Source organism: Pantoea sp. S18 (assembly GCF_045689705.1).
Classification (GTDB): Bacteria; Pseudomonadota; Gammaproteobacteria; order Enterobacterales; family Enterobacteriaceae; genus Pantoea; species Pantoea symbiotica.
Genome location: NZ_CP142688.1, coordinates 4,059,369 through 4,072,709, shown reverse-complemented (window position 1 = coordinate 4,072,709; position 13,341 = coordinate 4,059,369). Strand labels below are relative to the sequence as shown.

Here is a 13,341-nt window from a genome sequence, read left to right as displayed (position 1 = left end):
GTGCTGCGCTTTCCCCCGAACATGGAACTGAACAACATGTCTGACTCGATTACCCTCGATATTCCGGTCTTTGACGGCCACAACGATGTGCTGAATAAGCTGTGGCAGCACCATCAGCCGGACGCGGTTAATGCATTTTTCACTGGCACCAAAACGGGCCAAATGGACTTTCCGCGTATCCGTCAGGGAAATATGTTAGGCGGCATTTTCGCCACCTGGGTGCCGTCCCACCCTCTGATTGCAAGAAGTGCGCCAGACCTCGCAGATTTTCCTCAGGAAATTATCAACTCAGCGCGCGACGCGACGTTTTCTATGCTGGCGCTGCTACTACGCATTGAGCAGGCCTCGAACGGCCAGATGAAGATTTGCCGCAGCGTGCGCGATATCCGCCACTGCATGGCAAACAAGGTGTTAGCGGTGGTGATGCACGTGGAAGGTGCTGAAGCGCTGGATACCCACGGCGAGCTGCTCGACATGCTGTATGCCAGCGGCTTGCGCACGCTGGGGCCGCTGTGGAGCCGCCCGAATCAGTTCGGCGACGGTGTGCCGTTCCTCTATCCTTCGTCGCCGGATATCGGCAATGGCCTGACGGCTGCGGGCAAGCAGCTGGTGCGCGACTGTAATCGCCGCCGCATCATGGTTGATTTGTCGCATATGGATGAGAAAGGCTTCTGGCATACGGCGGAAATCAGCGATGCGCCGCTGGTGGCGAGCCACTCCAACGCGCATGCGATCAGCGCGCAGTCACGTAATCTCACCGATCGCCAGCTGGCGGCGATTGCCGAAACCAACGGCTTTGTTGGCGTCAATTTTGCCGTGCCGTTCCTGCGCGAAGATGGCGATCGCCATGCGCCGACCGGCGTCGATGCTATTGTGCGTCACGTAGAATATCTGCTGGAAAAAGTCGGGGAAGATGGCGTTGGTTTTGGTTCAGATCTTGATGGCGCCACCATGCCGGGCGATCTGAAAGACGTGGCCGGATTCCCGCTGCTGGTGCAGGCGCTGGCAGCACGCGGCTATTCGCGGGAGCTGCTGGAGAAGATTTGCCACGGCAACTGGCTGCGCGTGCTTGAAGCCACCTGGGGCGAATAATCATGCGGCTGCGGCATATTGAAGTGTTTCAGGCGATTGTGCAGACCGGTAGCATCAGTGCGGCGGCGCGTTTGCTGAATGTGTCGCAGCCGAATGTCAGCCGCGTGCTCAATCACGCCGAGCAGCAGCTTGGTTTTGCGCTGTTTGAAAGGCGTGCGCAGGGCATGGTGGTGACCGCAGAAGGGCGGCGTTTGCTACCGGAAGTGGAAGATATCTATCAGCGTTTACAGGCGATTACCCAGCTCACCGAGCAACTGCGGCGCGGCGAAGGGCAAACGGTGCGCGTCGGTGCCGCTCATGCGTTTGGTCAGATGGTGTTAGCGCCGGCGCTGGTGAACTGGCGACAACAGGCGGCATCGGTCAGCGTGGAATTGGTCACCGAGCATTTCAGCACCTTGTGCGGCATGATCATGGCTAATCAGCTCGATTTCGCGCTGGTGTTTGGTCAGCAGGTGGATGCGGATTTACTGGCGGAGCCGCTGTTTCAGTCGTCGATGGTGGCGTTGCTGCCGCGCGATCACACCCACAATGAGCCGGTGACGCTGGAGTGGCTGTGCGCCAACAATCTGCTGATGATGCAGAATCAGGATCCGCTCGGTCGCGTGCTGCACCGCGCGCTGCGCGATAAAGGGCTCAATCCAGCGGTTTCGCTGTCGATCAAAACCTATTCGGTGATTGCCGATATGGTGCTGGCGGGCGGTGGCGTCGGGATTGTCGATCTGTTTACCGCCTGCCGTTATGCCGACCAGCTCAAGCTGTTGCCGGTCGCGCAGCCGCTACCGTTTGAAGTGATGTTAATCAGCCGCCGCGATCAGCCGCAGTCGCAATCCACGCTGCAGCTGAAACAGGTTATTCGCAACAAGCTGTGGGAGATCGCGCGCCAATGTGAATCGCAGTTTTTCACCCGCCCGTCGTAATGCCGATTGCCGGTACGCATATTTATGCGCACCAGGTCGCCATGAATGGCGACCCTACGGAGTTTGTAGCGATTGTGAGTTAAGAAAACGCAATGCTGCTGCAGCGCGGGTGTTGAGGCGACATCCCAATCCGCTGAACGAGTGAGGGATTCCAGGATGAGCCGCATGGATGCGGCGAGAGGTGGCGTTGAGCAGGAGCGAATCGACACCGGTCCGTCAGGAATCGCGAATGAGTGAAGGTACCGCGCAGCGGCGGGTTGGGCTGGCGCAGGGCCCGGGAGTGCAGAGGGCGTGGCCAGACGCCCTCTGCTCGGTCGCCGCATGAAGTTACTGCAACTGCCTCAGCACATGGCGAACGAAAGTCGCACTGCGCTTAATGGACATGTATTACGCCATTCCTGGCGACCATTCAAACCCCATCGGTAATCGGTTTACGCACCAGCAGCAAATACGCCAGCGCACCCACCACTGTGACACCGGCGCAAATCATCAACGCCAGGCTAAACGACTTGGTGGTATCCAGCACCCAACCGGTGATCACTGGCGCGAACGAGGCGAACACGAAGCTGGCGAAGTTCTGGATGCTGCCAACCGAGGCGGTCATGCGCGCCGTGACGTTGGCGTGAATCAAACCCCAGCACGATGTACCGGCAAAGTGGATACAGAAAAGCGCCATACCGATCATGGTCACCGCGCTGGTGGTGTCGGTGGCACGCGTTACGAAAGCGGTAAACGCAGCAGACAACAGCATGCCAGTGACGATAGAGACCTTACGCACTTTCACCGCATCATGGCCACGACGCACCAGCGCATCGACCACATAACCGTTCAGCAGCATGCCCGCCGCGCCGAACAGGAATGGAATCGCCGCCAGTAAACCGGTGCTTTTCAGGTCGAGGTTGTAAGTGGATTGCAGATAGCCCGGCAGCCACGCGATGTACAGCCATGCGGTGTAGTTGATGCCGCTGAAGCCAATCATCATGCCCCACATGGTGCGCTGCTTGAACAGGCCGCGCCACTCGGCAAAACTCAGCGGCTCTTTGCGCGATGCCACGCTGCCCGCCTGCAGATAGTGAATCTCTTCGCCGCTCAGCTTGTTGTTATCGCGATCGCGGTACATCAGATACCAGCCGATGGCGAGGAACATGCCGAGCACGCCGATGGTGACAAACATGCCGCGCCAACCCATCACCATCATCATCGCGGCCAGAATCGGTGGCGCGATGGATAAACCAATCATCGAGGCGGCATTAAACATACCCATCGGCATGCCACGATCTTTGATGTTGAACCAGTCGTTGATCACCTTGACGCCGCACGGGTTCATCGGCGCTTCACCAATACCTAAACCGATACGCACCAAAATAAATTGGGTGAAGTTATGCACCAAACCGGCCGCGGCCTGGAACAGCGACCAGAAGAACATGCCAATCGCCAGCATGATGCGCGGCCCTTTGCGATCGAGCAGCGCTCCGCACGGCAGCTGTGCTAAGCCGTACGCCAGTGAAAACGCTGACAGCAGCACGCCAATTTCGGTCGCAGATAAACCCAGTTCTCCACGGATGGTCATATTGGCGACCGACAGCGAACTGCGATCGAGATAGTTGATCATGGCGGCGAACAGCAGCAGCAACATGGCGGTAATCTGGATCTTTCTGATGCGCGGCGAGCGCACCACGTCACTGCGTGCCGGGATAAAATCTTGCCCGTCTGCAGCCGGTTGTGGCGCGTTTTCGCGGCCACGAGCCGAAGTATTTTCCATTGCGACCTCCCGGATCTGGGTACTTATCGTTATGCGTTTGAGTGGGATCCTGCGGCAGCAAAAAGGTGCTGCCCCAACGGATTGACTTCGAGACTAGAAGCAATCAGATCGGGATGTTGCGGAGATGTTTCAGATTCGTGCGGGAGCTAATGCTTTGTGGTTTTTAATCGGTTTTTAATTGTACTGACGGATAGATCGGATCATCGATGTCTTAGCGGTGCCGAGATGATTGTGCAGGGCGCACAAGGCTTCGACATCCTGACGGCTAATCAGCGCCGTCAGAATCGCCATATGCTCCTCCAGCGCCACAATATTGCGCTGCTTGAGGTCGGTTTCATCCCATTGATAATGCGAGTGAAAAATCACGGAAATAATCTCCAGCGACTGATTAAAAAACGGATTGTTGGCGGCGGAGAGAATCAGCGTGTGCATCTCTTTATCCAGCGCGGCGAAGTGGCGGTAATTGCTGGCGATGGTGTCACGCATTGAACGATGGCGATCCAGCAGGTCGCGCGCCTGCATCCAGCGCTCATCCTGCGAAGGCAGATTGAGAAAACGCGTCAGCGCGTGGGTTTCCAGCATTTCACGCAGCTCAAACAGGTTCTCGGCATACTTCTGATCGAACTTCTTCATGCGCCACTGTCCGCGTCTCACTGGCTCCAGCAGGTCATAACGCATAAAACGCAGCAGGAATTCGCGCACCACAATCGGGCTGACCTTCACCTGCTGCGCTAACTGCAGCTCGCTAAAAGTATCGCCCGGCATCAGCTGACGCTGATTAATCAGGTTGAAAAAGGTCTGCTCAAACTGCAGCGCCTGCTGATCAATCGGCGGCGTCAGGGCGTTAAAACCATCTTCATCGCTGGGATCGCGCACGATAACGTAGGTTTCATCCACCTTATCCAGCACGCCGCGCTCATGCAGATGCTGCAAGGTGTGGCGCACCGTGGTGCGGCTGATGTTGAACATTTCGGCCAGCGCCGCCTGCGGTGGCAACGGCGAACGGATATGCCGTTTGGCAATGCCTTCCAGCATCTGGTTAATCACGTTATGACGTAGGTTCTGGCTGCGGCTCATGCGCGTCTCCGGTTTTTTATCTATTAAAAACCATACAAAGCCCAAAAAAAGCGGTTGGCTTCACACTTCCCCCAACGCAAAAAGCTGTCATCGGCGATTTTCGCCATAACTGCGACAACAGCACAGGAGAAGCCTATGACAACAATGAAAACGCTGGTGGTCGCCGAGCCGCGCCAGATGGTGTGGCAGCAGCGCGCGAAGCCGACACCCGCCGCCAATGAAGTTCTGATCAAACCCATCGCCGCTGGGATTTGCGGCACCGATATCCACGCCTGGGCCGGCAATCAGCCGTTCTTCAGCTATCCACGCGTGTTGGGACATGAGTTGTGTGGCGAAGTGGTGGAACTCGGTAGCCAGGCCAGCGGCTTTAGGCTGGGCCAGCGCGTGGCGCTAATTCCCTACGTTGCCTGCCAGCAGTGCGATGCCTGTTTGAGCGGCAAAACCAACTGCTGCGAAAACATCTCGGTGATTGGTGTGCATCAGGATGGCGGGTTCTGCGAATTTCTTAGTGTGCCGAGCAGCAATTTGCTGGCGGTAGATGATGTTGATCCCGAAGCCGCCGCGCTGATTGAACCTTTCGCGATCAGCGCCCATGCGGTGCGCCGTGCGGCCGTTGCGGCGGATGAGCAGGTTTTGGTGGTGGGCGCAGGCCCGATTGGCCTTGGCGTGGCCGCGATTGCAGCGGCGGCGGGTGCCAAAGTGGTGGTGGCCGATACCAGCGAGCAGCGCCGTGCGCACGTGGCGCAGAAACTGGGTTTGGCGACGGTGAATCCATTAGACGCCGATTTTGATGCGCAGCTTAAAGCGGAGTTTGGCGGACGTTTGGCCGCTAAAGTGATCGATGCCACCGGCAGTCCAGCGGCGATGAACGGCGCGGTGAAACTGATTCGTCACGGCGGCACCATCGTGTTTGTCGGCCTGCATAAAGGCGATCTGGTGATCCCGGATATCGAGTTCCATAAGAAAGAAACCACGCTGATGGGCAGCCGCAACGCCACGCTGGAAGATTTCGCTAAAGTCGGCGAACTGATGGCGAAAGGGCAACTTCGTGCCGACATGATGCTGAATCGTCATTATGATTTTTCAGCGCTGGCGGAACGTTTTGAAGCGGATGTGATTAATAACCGGGAACTGATTAAAGGCGTAATTCACTTCGAGCGGTAGTTCTCAAGGAAGTTCGGTCGCCATGAATGGCGACCCTACGACAGATCGGTGACGTTTTCGTAGGGTGCGCATTAATGCGCACCTGGCTCGCATATTGTCTGCATTGCCAAGCCAGCGTATTATCTCCCGCCTAAGGTGATGGCGTGCCACCTTCCCCCAACCGCCGTTCTGGTTACAGACGGCTGATGACGCCTGACAACACTCGTATCCCTGCGCGGGAGACGGCGGTGTGTCAGGTGTTATTCTGTCCTGCCGCGGCCCTGCGCGTAATTCATTTCAGGAGCTCCAAACTATGTTGAAGTCGTTACTGGCGGTGGTACTGGGCGGTGCGGTTGGCTGTTCGCTGCGTTGGTTGATCTCATTACGTTTTAACGCGCTGTTTCCCAATCTGCCGCCGGGCACTTTGATGGTGAATCTGGTGGGCGGTTTTATCATCGGTGCGGCACTGGCTTTCTTCGTGCGTAACCCGCACATCGATCCCTTCTGGAAATTGCTGATTGTCACCGGTTTATGCGGCGGCTTAACCACGTTCTCAACCTTTTCTGCGGAAATTGTCGGGCTGCTGCAAACCGGCAAATACCTGTGGGCGATGTCGAGCGTGATGGTGCATGTTATTGGTTCGCTGCTGATGACCTTCGCCGGTTTTGCCGTGGTAAACCTGCTGGGATAACCTTCAGGCTTGAAATAACTCCTCAGAGGTAGATACTGATCGCCATTCTGTGCGCGTGACGCACAGAATGTGTCACCGATTATCCGGACGATTAAGGAGCTGTGTCATGCGTCGTAACCCCAAATTCCTTAACCTGGTGTTGTTAAACGGTGAACCTGAGGAGAAGCTGCGTGCCGCACGCGCCGCCGGTTTCGAGCAGGTTGAGATCTGGCGCGACGATGTGCAAGCCAGTACGCCACAGTTAGCAAAGCAGTTACAGCTTGGCTTCACCAATGTTCAGGTGCTGCGCGATTTCACCGGTGCGCCGGATCGTGAGCGCCAGCAAAAACGCGAAGAGCTGCGTCAGTTCATTCAGATTGCCCAAACCATTGGCTGCGACACCATTCAGGCACCCGCAAGCACGCGTGAAGATTGCGTAGCATCGCGTATTGATGAAGATTTGCGTTGGATGGCCTCGGAAGCTGCGCGCTACAACATGCGCATCATGTATGAGCCGATGGCGTGGTGCAGCGTGGATAATACGCTGCCGCTGGCGTGGGAACGGCTGCAACGGCTGGACCAGCCGAATATCGGTTTGGTGGTCGATCTGTTCCACATCTGCGCGTTAGGCGGCGACGCATCGCAATTGGATGGCATTCCTGCCGATCGTATCTACGAAGTGCAACTGTGCGATATGGCCGAAATGCCGCCGCAGGATAAGCAACCGCTCAGCGAGTACGCACGTCACCAGCGCTTGTTGCCGGGCGATGGCATCATTGAAGTCGAACGCTTTGTCGATAAGCTGAAAAGTGCCGGTTACAGCGGGCCGGTCGGCATTGAAGTGTTTAACGATAAGTTGAAAGCGCAGCCAGCAGAGGTGGCTGCGCACAAGGCGTGGCAGGCGTTAAATCGTTACTGGCCTTAATCCTGCAAACATTGCGCGATGAAACCGGCGGCATCCATCGCACCCTGCGATGAAATGGTGTGGCCGGTGGCCGCTTCATAGCGCGCTTCCACCGTCACGCCAGCCTGTTGCAAACGCTGCTCCGCTGAGGAGCTTTCGCTAAACGGAATCACATCATCGGCTTTGCCGTGAATCAGCAGCGCAGGCGTGTACTGTTGCGGAGTTAACGCGCCATCAAACGCCAGACGACCGGAAAATGCCACCACGCCCGCCAGCGGATAACGACCCGACGCCAGCGCATCCAGCGCCATGATCGAACCCTGTGAAAAGCCCACCAGAATCACTTTGTCCCACGCATCCGCCATGTCGTGTTGTGCCATCAGCTGTTGCAGTGTGTCATCAAAGGCAGCGCGCGCTTCACGCACGCGCGCCGGGCGATTTTCTGACGTGATGCCGGTCAGGCTAAACCACTGATAACCCATCGCATGTTCAAAAGGATAGGGCGCATTCGGCGAGGCAAACGCCACATCTGGCAACAGGCGCGCCCAATGTTCGCCGAGCACCGCGAGGTCGTCGCCGTTGCTCCCGACGCCATGTAAAAAAATCACTAACGCTTTTGCCATCGCACTGCTCCTTATAAACCGTAGGCCGCCATATCCGGGCCAACCGGCACAATGCCGTTGGGATTCAGCGCTTTAATCGAATAATAGCCCTGCTTGATGTGATCGATATTCACCGTCTGACGCACGCCAGAGACCGACAGCATACTCTTGAGATAACGATCGAGCAGCGGATAGTCGCGCAGGCGGCGCAGGTTGCATTTAAACAGGCCGTGATAGGCGGCGTCAAAGCGCACCAGCGTGACGAACAGGCGGATATCCGCTTCGGTTAAGCGCTCGCCGAGCAGGAAGGTGCGGCCATCCTGCAAACGCAGCTCCAGCTCATCCAACTGGCTGAACACATCGTTAAACGCCTGTTGATAGCTCACCTGCGTGGTGGCGAAGCCGGTGCGATACACGCCGTTATTCAGGCGCGGATAGATCGATTCGTTCAGCACGTCGATCTCTGCACGCAGATCTTCGGGATAAAGATCAATGCGATCGTCCGCCAGCGCGCCAAAGCCGCTGTTCAGCATGCGCAGGATATCGGCCGACTCGTTGTTGACGATGGTCTGCGTCTTTTTGTCCCACAGCACCGGCACGGTGGCGCGGCCGGTGAAATCGGCATCGGCGCGGGTATAAAGTTCATGAATGTACTCGGCTTTATTCAGCCAGTCGCGGTCCGCACCGGGATAATCACCGAAGCGCCAGCCTTGCGCGCCAAGCTGCGGTTCCACCACCGACACGCTGATCACTTTCTCCAGCCCTTTCAGAGTGCGTGCCAGCAGCGTGCGCGAAGCCCACGGACAAATCAGTGCCACATAGAGGTGATAGCGATCCGGCTCGGCAGAAAATTCGCTGGAACCATCTGCGGTGATCCAGTGACGAAAACTGGATGTCTGGCGCACAAAACCGCCTTGTTTATCGGTGGCTTGCACCGGATGCCACTCTGCACTCCACTTACCGTTTACCAGCATCGTCTTCTCTCCTATGTGTTGATGGAGTGAGCATACAGCGCTGCTGGTTGGGTGATAATCCGGGCAAAATGGCTTTCATTGCTTCCAAATTGGAAGGAATTAGCCGGGCGGATGCTGCTGGAAATGGGCGGCGAGGAAATCGATCAGCAGCCGGGTTTTCTGCGCCAGATGACGTGCCGGCGGATAGAGCGCGAACAAGCCGAGCGGCGGCGTGGCGAACTCCTCTAATATCGAGACGATTTCACCGCGCTGCAAAGCGGGCGCGGCAATAAAACCCGGCAGCCGCGCAATGCCCAATCCGGCAATCGCCGCCTGCAAACAGGCTTCGGTGTTTGAGAAACAGAGACGACCGCGAATTGGCATGCTGACGCTATCGCCACACGGCGTGACAAACGGCCAGTGCCAGGGATCGCGGAAGTTGGTATCGCTGATGCACTGATGTGCCGCCAAATCGCGCCAATGCTGTGGCGTGCCGTGTTGCAGCAGATAACTGGAAGACGCGGCCACGCGGATCGGTACATCGCCGAGGCGGCGCGCAATCAGGCTGCTGTCGTCAAGCTTGCCGATGCGAATCGCCATATCGAAGCCTTCATCAACGATGTTAACTGCACGATCGGAGAAGTTCACGTCGAGTTCGATCTGCGGATAATGGCGCGCGAACTCCACCAGCACGCTGGCTAACACGGCGGTACCAAAGGTGCCGGGCGCGCTGATCTTCAGGCGGCCGGTTGGCGTGGTGGCGCTGTCGCGCACTGTGGCATCCAGCGTATCAAAGGCTTCCAGCAGCGTTTTTACCCGCTCGTAATAGGCGCGACCGACTTCGGTGGGCGACAGCGCACGCGTGCTGCGTTTAAACAGCTGCACGCCAAGTTCCTGCTCCAGCCGGGAAACCAGCTTCGACGCCTGGCCGCTGCTGGTGCCAAGGCGTTCGGCAGCGCCGGCGAAGCTGCCGACTTCCAGCACGGCGACAAACATGCGGTCACAATCGAGTCGATCCATGGCGTTTCCTGTTAGTTCAGCGTTTTATGTTAATCGGTCGCCATGAATGGCGACCCTACGTCGTAGGTTGCGCATTAATGCGCATCGGGTCAAATCTGGTGATTACACATTCAGTGCGCTGCACCTTTTCCCACGCGGGAAAACCTGTTGAACTAGGCGCCTGCTTTCATCTGGCCGGGAGCCGTGAATGTCTTTGCTACATCTGTCGTCGCTGGCGGAGATCTCCGCCGTCGAATGGGATGCGCTGTTACCTGACGATCAACCGTTTTTACGCCATGCCTTTCTTCTGTCACTTGAAGAGAGCGGCAGCGTGCGGCCCGAAAACGGCTGGCAGACGGATCACCTGATGTGGCGCGAAAACGGCACGCTGCGTGCCGCAATTCCGGGCTATCGCAAACGCCATTCGCGCGGTGAATATGTGTTTGATCATGCGTGGGCGGATGCCTGCCAACGCGCCGGTATTCCTTACTATCCGAAATGGCTGGGCGCGATTCCGTTCAGTCCGGTGACCGGCGCACGCCTGCTGGGCGACGAAGACGCGGTGCTGAAACTGCTCAGCGCGCTGCCGGATAACCTCTACGAACAAGGTTTGAGCGGCGCGCACATCAACTTCACCACGCCGTTCGCCAATCAAATCATGCAGCAGCAGCCGGATTGGCTGGAACGTCTTGGCTTGCAGTATCACTGGCACAACAAAGGCTATCGCGATTTCCAGGATTTCCTCGACACGCTGATGTCGCGCAAGCGCAAACAGCTGCGCAAAGAGCGCGAACAGGTGATGAGCAGCGGCTTTGAATTCAGCTGGTATCGCGGCGATGAGTTGCGCGAAGATCAGTGGGATTTCGTCTATACCTGCTACGCCAACACCTATGCGGTGCGCGGCCAGCGACCATATTTGACGCGCCACTTCTTTAGCCTGCTGGCGGAGCGCATGGCGCGTTCAATTCGCGTGGTGATCGCGACGCTACAAGGCCAACCAGCCGCCATGGCGTTCTGCTTAATGGACGGCAACACGCTGTATGGCCGCTATTGGGGTTGTCTGGCGGAGTTTGATCGGCTGCATTTCGAAACCTGCTTCTATCAGGGCATGGATTTCGCCATCGCGGAAGGTTTGCAGCGTTTTGATGCGGGCGCGCAGGGCGAGCACAAGCTGGTGCGCGGCTTTGAACCGCATATCACGCACTCATGGCACTATCTGTGTCATCCCGGCTTGCGCGATGCTGTGGGGGATTTTCTGCTGCAGGAACGGGAAGGCGTGCGCGGCTGGGCAATTGAAGCGCGCGACGCCTTACCGTATCGGCGTGGAGATTAATCCGCGCCGACAAAACCGCCGGTTTGATGCTGCCACAGGCGCGCGTAAAGTCCGCCGTGCGCTAACAGTTCGCGGTGGTTGCCCATCTCGACAATCTCGCCTTTCTCCAGCACCACCAGACGATCCATTTTGGCGATAGTTGAAAGACGGTGCGCGATGGCAATCACCGTTTTACCCTGCATCAGTGTTTCCAGGCTCTCCTGAATCGCCGCTTCCACTTCGGAATCCAGCGCGGAAGTGGCTTCGTCCATGATCAGAATCGGCGCGTCTTTCAGCAGCACGCGCGCGATGGCGATACGCTGACGTTGACCGCCCGACAGCTTCACGCCGCGCTCGCCCACGTGCGCATCCAAGCCGGTGCGGCCTTGCGGATCGGAGAGCAGCGGAATGAACTCGTCGGCGCGCGCGCGGATAATCGCCGCCTGCAGCTCCTCTTCCGTCGCATCCGGGCGACCATACAGCAGGTTTTCGCGAATCGAGCGGTGCAGCAGCGAGGTGTCCTGGGTGATCATGCCGATTTGCCCGCGCAGGCTTTCCTGCGTCACTTCAGCGATGTTTTGATCGTCAATCACAATGCGGCCGCTGTTGATGTCATACAGCCGCAGCAGCAGATTCACCAGGGTGGATTTACCGGCGCCGGACGGCCCAATCAACCCGATTTTCTCGCCCGGTTTGATATTGAGGTTGAGGCGATTAATTACCTGACGGCTGCCGCCATAATCAAAACGCACATCCTCAAAGCGAATCTGGCCGCGCGTCACCTGCATGTTTTTCGCGTTCGGCTGATCCTGCACGCTCAGCGGCTGCGCAATGGTGTTCAGGCCATCCTGCACCATGCCAATATTCTCAAAGATGCCGTTCACCACCCACATGATCCAACCGGACATATTCACCAGACGGATCACCAAACCGGTCGCCAGCGCAATCGCGCCGACGCTGATCAGCGACTGGCTCCACAACCACAGCGCCAGGCCGGAAGTGCTGACAATCAGCAAGCCATTGAGCGTCGAGAGCGTGATATCCATGGTGGTGACCATGCGGCTGGCGTGCTGGGTTTTGTCGGTTTGCTCCTGAATCGCTTCGCGCGCGTAACGCTTCTCCAGATCGTTGTGCGAGAACAGTTTGATGGTGGCGATGTTGGTGTAGCCATCGACGATGGTGCCCATCAATTTTGAGCGCGCTTCCGATGAAACCACCGAACGCTGTTTAACGCGCGGCACGAAGAAGCTCAGCGACACGCTGTACGCCACAATCCAGATCACCAGCGGAATCATCAGGCGCCAGTCCGCTTCGGCAAACAGCACCAGCGAGGTCACCGCATAAATCACCACGTGCCAGATGGCATCCACCAGCTGTACCGCCGAATCACGCAGCGAGTTACCGGTTTGCATGATGCGCTGGGCAATGCGCCCGGCAAAATCGTTCTGGAAGAAGTTCAGGCTCTGGCGCAGCACGTAGTTGTGATGCTGCCAGCGGATCATGCTGGTCATGCTTGGGTTGATGCTTTGATGCACCAGCATATCGTGCGCGGCAATCACCACGGGTCGCAGAATCAGCGCCACAAATCCCATCCACAACAATATTTGCCAGTTATCGCTGAACAACGAGGCGGGCGTGGAGTGATTAACCAGGTCAATGATGCGGCTGAGATAGCTAAACAGCGCCACTTCGATCAGCGCCTGCACCAGCCCGACAATCAGCAGCGCAACGAAGCTCGGCCACACCTGACGCAGATAGTAGAAGTAGAACGGCCAGACGCTGGCGGGCGGGGAATCGGTTGGCGCATCCTGGAAAATATTGATAAAACGTTCAAAACGGCGATACAACATAGAGTCACTCTTCCCGAAATGGTGAGAGTTAACAGCTTAGTGCAAGTGAAAAGGGATTAC

The 13,341-nt window shown here is 57.4% G+C and carries 12 protein-coding genes and 1 riboswitch; of the genes, 6 read left to right on the top strand and 6 right to left on the bottom strand.

All coding sequences use genetic code 11. The features are described 5' to 3' along the window. The first annotated feature begins 36 nt into the window (after nucleotides 1-36). On the top strand, nucleotides 37-1,092 hold the full coding sequence (locus tag VIJ98_RS18970) for a dipeptidase (RefSeq protein ID WP_323275488.1): 1,056 nt from the start codon (nucleotides 37-39) through the stop codon (nucleotides 1,090-1,092). A gap of 2 nt (nucleotides 1,093-1,094) precedes the next feature. Continuing rightward, the gene (locus VIJ98_RS18965) at nucleotides 1,095-2,009 is read left to right on the top strand and encodes a LysR family transcriptional regulator (protein WP_154157285.1); all 915 of its coding nucleotides are present in this window, start codon (nucleotides 1,095-1,097) and stop codon (nucleotides 2,007-2,009) included. A gap of 409 nt (nucleotides 2,010-2,418) precedes the next feature. On the opposite strand, the gene VIJ98_RS18960 is transcribed toward VIJ98_RS18965, so the two are convergent. Beyond that, nucleotides 2,419-3,771, bottom strand: a complete 1,353-nt coding sequence (locus VIJ98_RS18960) for an MFS transporter (protein WP_008109477.1) — start codon at nucleotides 3,769-3,771, stop codon at nucleotides 2,419-2,421. Between the two features lie 174 nt (nucleotides 3,772-3,945). Beyond that, nucleotides 3,946-4,848, bottom strand: coding sequence for an FCD domain-containing protein (locus VIJ98_RS18955; protein ID WP_154157284.1), 903 nt, complete (start codon nucleotides 4,846-4,848; stop codon nucleotides 3,946-3,948). Nucleotides 4,849-4,983: 135 nt separating this feature from the next. On the opposite strand from VIJ98_RS18955, the gene VIJ98_RS18950 reads away from it, so the two are divergent. The 3 genes from VIJ98_RS18950 to VIJ98_RS18940 all read left to right on the top strand — a co-directional run bounded on the left by VIJ98_RS18950 (nucleotide 4,984) and on the right by VIJ98_RS18940 (nucleotide 7,586). Then, the gene (locus tag VIJ98_RS18950) at nucleotides 4,984-6,012 is read left to right on the top strand and encodes a zinc-binding alcohol dehydrogenase family protein (RefSeq protein ID WP_154157283.1); all 1,029 of its coding nucleotides are present in this window, start codon (nucleotides 4,984-4,986) and stop codon (nucleotides 6,010-6,012) included. Between the two features lie 125 nt (nucleotides 6,013-6,137). Next, a riboswitch (Fluoride riboswitch) is annotated at nucleotides 6,138-6,214 on the top strand. Between the two features lie 90 nt (nucleotides 6,215-6,304). Further along, nucleotides 6,305-6,682 carry a fluoride efflux transporter CrcB gene (gene crcB / locus VIJ98_RS18945; RefSeq protein ID WP_039333080.1) on the top strand — a complete coding sequence of 126 codons (378 nt, stop codon included), beginning with the start codon at nucleotides 6,305-6,307 and terminating at the stop codon, nucleotides 6,680-6,682. 106 nt (nucleotides 6,683-6,788) lie between these two features. After that, nucleotides 6,789-7,586, top strand: a complete 798-nt coding sequence (locus tag VIJ98_RS18940; RefSeq protein WP_154157282.1) for a sugar phosphate isomerase/epimerase — start codon at nucleotides 6,789-6,791, stop codon at nucleotides 7,584-7,586. On the opposite strand, the gene VIJ98_RS18935 is transcribed toward VIJ98_RS18940, so the two are convergent. From VIJ98_RS18935 to VIJ98_RS18925, 3 genes are all read right to left on the bottom strand, one after another. Beyond that, a complete protein-coding gene (locus tag VIJ98_RS18935) occupies nucleotides 7,583-8,188 on the bottom strand; it encodes an alpha/beta hydrolase (protein WP_154157281.1) in 606 nt (201 codons plus the stop codon). The genes VIJ98_RS18940 and VIJ98_RS18935 overlap by 4 nt on opposite strands. Before the next feature lie 11 nt (nucleotides 8,189-8,199). Then, nucleotides 8,200-9,141 (bottom strand): glutathione S-transferase family protein, encoded by a 942-nt coding sequence (locus VIJ98_RS18930; RefSeq protein ID WP_154157280.1) that lies wholly within the window; start codon nucleotides 9,139-9,141, stop codon nucleotides 8,200-8,202. Between the two features lie 99 nt (nucleotides 9,142-9,240). Then, nucleotides 9,241-10,140: a LysR family transcriptional regulator gene (locus tag VIJ98_RS18925; protein WP_154157279.1), complete on the bottom strand. Its 900-nt coding sequence runs from the start codon at nucleotides 10,138-10,140 to the stop codon at nucleotides 9,241-9,243. 187 nt (nucleotides 10,141-10,327) lie between these two features. Here VIJ98_RS18925 and VIJ98_RS18920 point away from each other — a divergent pair, with 187 nt between their 5' ends. Next, the gene (locus VIJ98_RS18920) at nucleotides 10,328-11,452 is read left to right on the top strand and encodes a GNAT family N-acetyltransferase (protein WP_154157278.1); all 1,125 of its coding nucleotides are present in this window, start codon (nucleotides 10,328-10,330) and stop codon (nucleotides 11,450-11,452) included. Here VIJ98_RS18920 and VIJ98_RS18915 read toward each other — a convergent pair. Further along, nucleotides 11,449-13,281, bottom strand: a complete 1,833-nt coding sequence (locus VIJ98_RS18915; RefSeq protein WP_061719804.1) for an ABC transporter ATP-binding protein — start codon at nucleotides 13,279-13,281, stop codon at nucleotides 11,449-11,451. The genes VIJ98_RS18920 and VIJ98_RS18915 overlap by 4 nt on opposite strands. Nucleotides 13,282-13,341 lie beyond the last annotated feature (60 nt).

Excerpts from the sequence above, each read along its gene's own strand:
- VIJ98_RS18970 (WP_323275488.1), top strand. The coding sequence starts at position 37 with ATGTCTGACTCGATTACCCTCGATATTCCGGTCTTTGACGGCCACAAC.
- VIJ98_RS18965 (WP_154157285.1), top strand. The coding sequence starts at position 1,095 with ATGCGGCTGCGGCATATTGAAGTGTTTCAGGCGATTGTGCAGACCGGT.
- VIJ98_RS18960 (WP_008109477.1), bottom strand. The coding sequence starts at position 3,771 with ATGGAAAATACTTCGGCTCGTGGCCGCGAAAACGCGCCACAACCGGCT.
- VIJ98_RS18955 (WP_154157284.1), bottom strand. The coding sequence starts at position 4,848 with ATGAGCCGCAGCCAGAACCTACGTCATAACGTGATTAACCAGATGCTG.
- VIJ98_RS18950 (WP_154157283.1), top strand. The coding sequence starts at position 4,984 with ATGACAACAATGAAAACGCTGGTGGTCGCCGAGCCGCGCCAGATGGTG.
- crcB (WP_039333080.1), top strand. The coding sequence starts at position 6,305 with ATGTTGAAGTCGTTACTGGCGGTGGTACTGGGCGGTGCGGTTGGCTGT.
- VIJ98_RS18940 (WP_154157282.1), top strand. The coding sequence starts at position 6,789 with ATGCGTCGTAACCCCAAATTCCTTAACCTGGTGTTGTTAAACGGTGAA.
- VIJ98_RS18935 (WP_154157281.1), bottom strand. The coding sequence starts at position 8,188 with ATGGCAAAAGCGTTAGTGATTTTTTTACATGGCGTCGGGAGCAACGGC.
- VIJ98_RS18930 (WP_154157280.1), bottom strand. The coding sequence starts at position 9,141 with ATGCTGGTAAACGGTAAGTGGAGTGCAGAGTGGCATCCGGTGCAAGCC.
- VIJ98_RS18925 (WP_154157279.1), bottom strand. The coding sequence starts at position 10,140 with ATGGATCGACTCGATTGTGACCGCATGTTTGTCGCCGTGCTGGAAGTC.
- VIJ98_RS18920 (WP_154157278.1), top strand. The coding sequence starts at position 10,328 with ATGTCTTTGCTACATCTGTCGTCGCTGGCGGAGATCTCCGCCGTCGAA.
- VIJ98_RS18915 (WP_061719804.1), bottom strand. The coding sequence starts at position 13,281 with ATGTTGTATCGCCGTTTTGAACGTTTTATCAATATTTTCCAGGATGCG.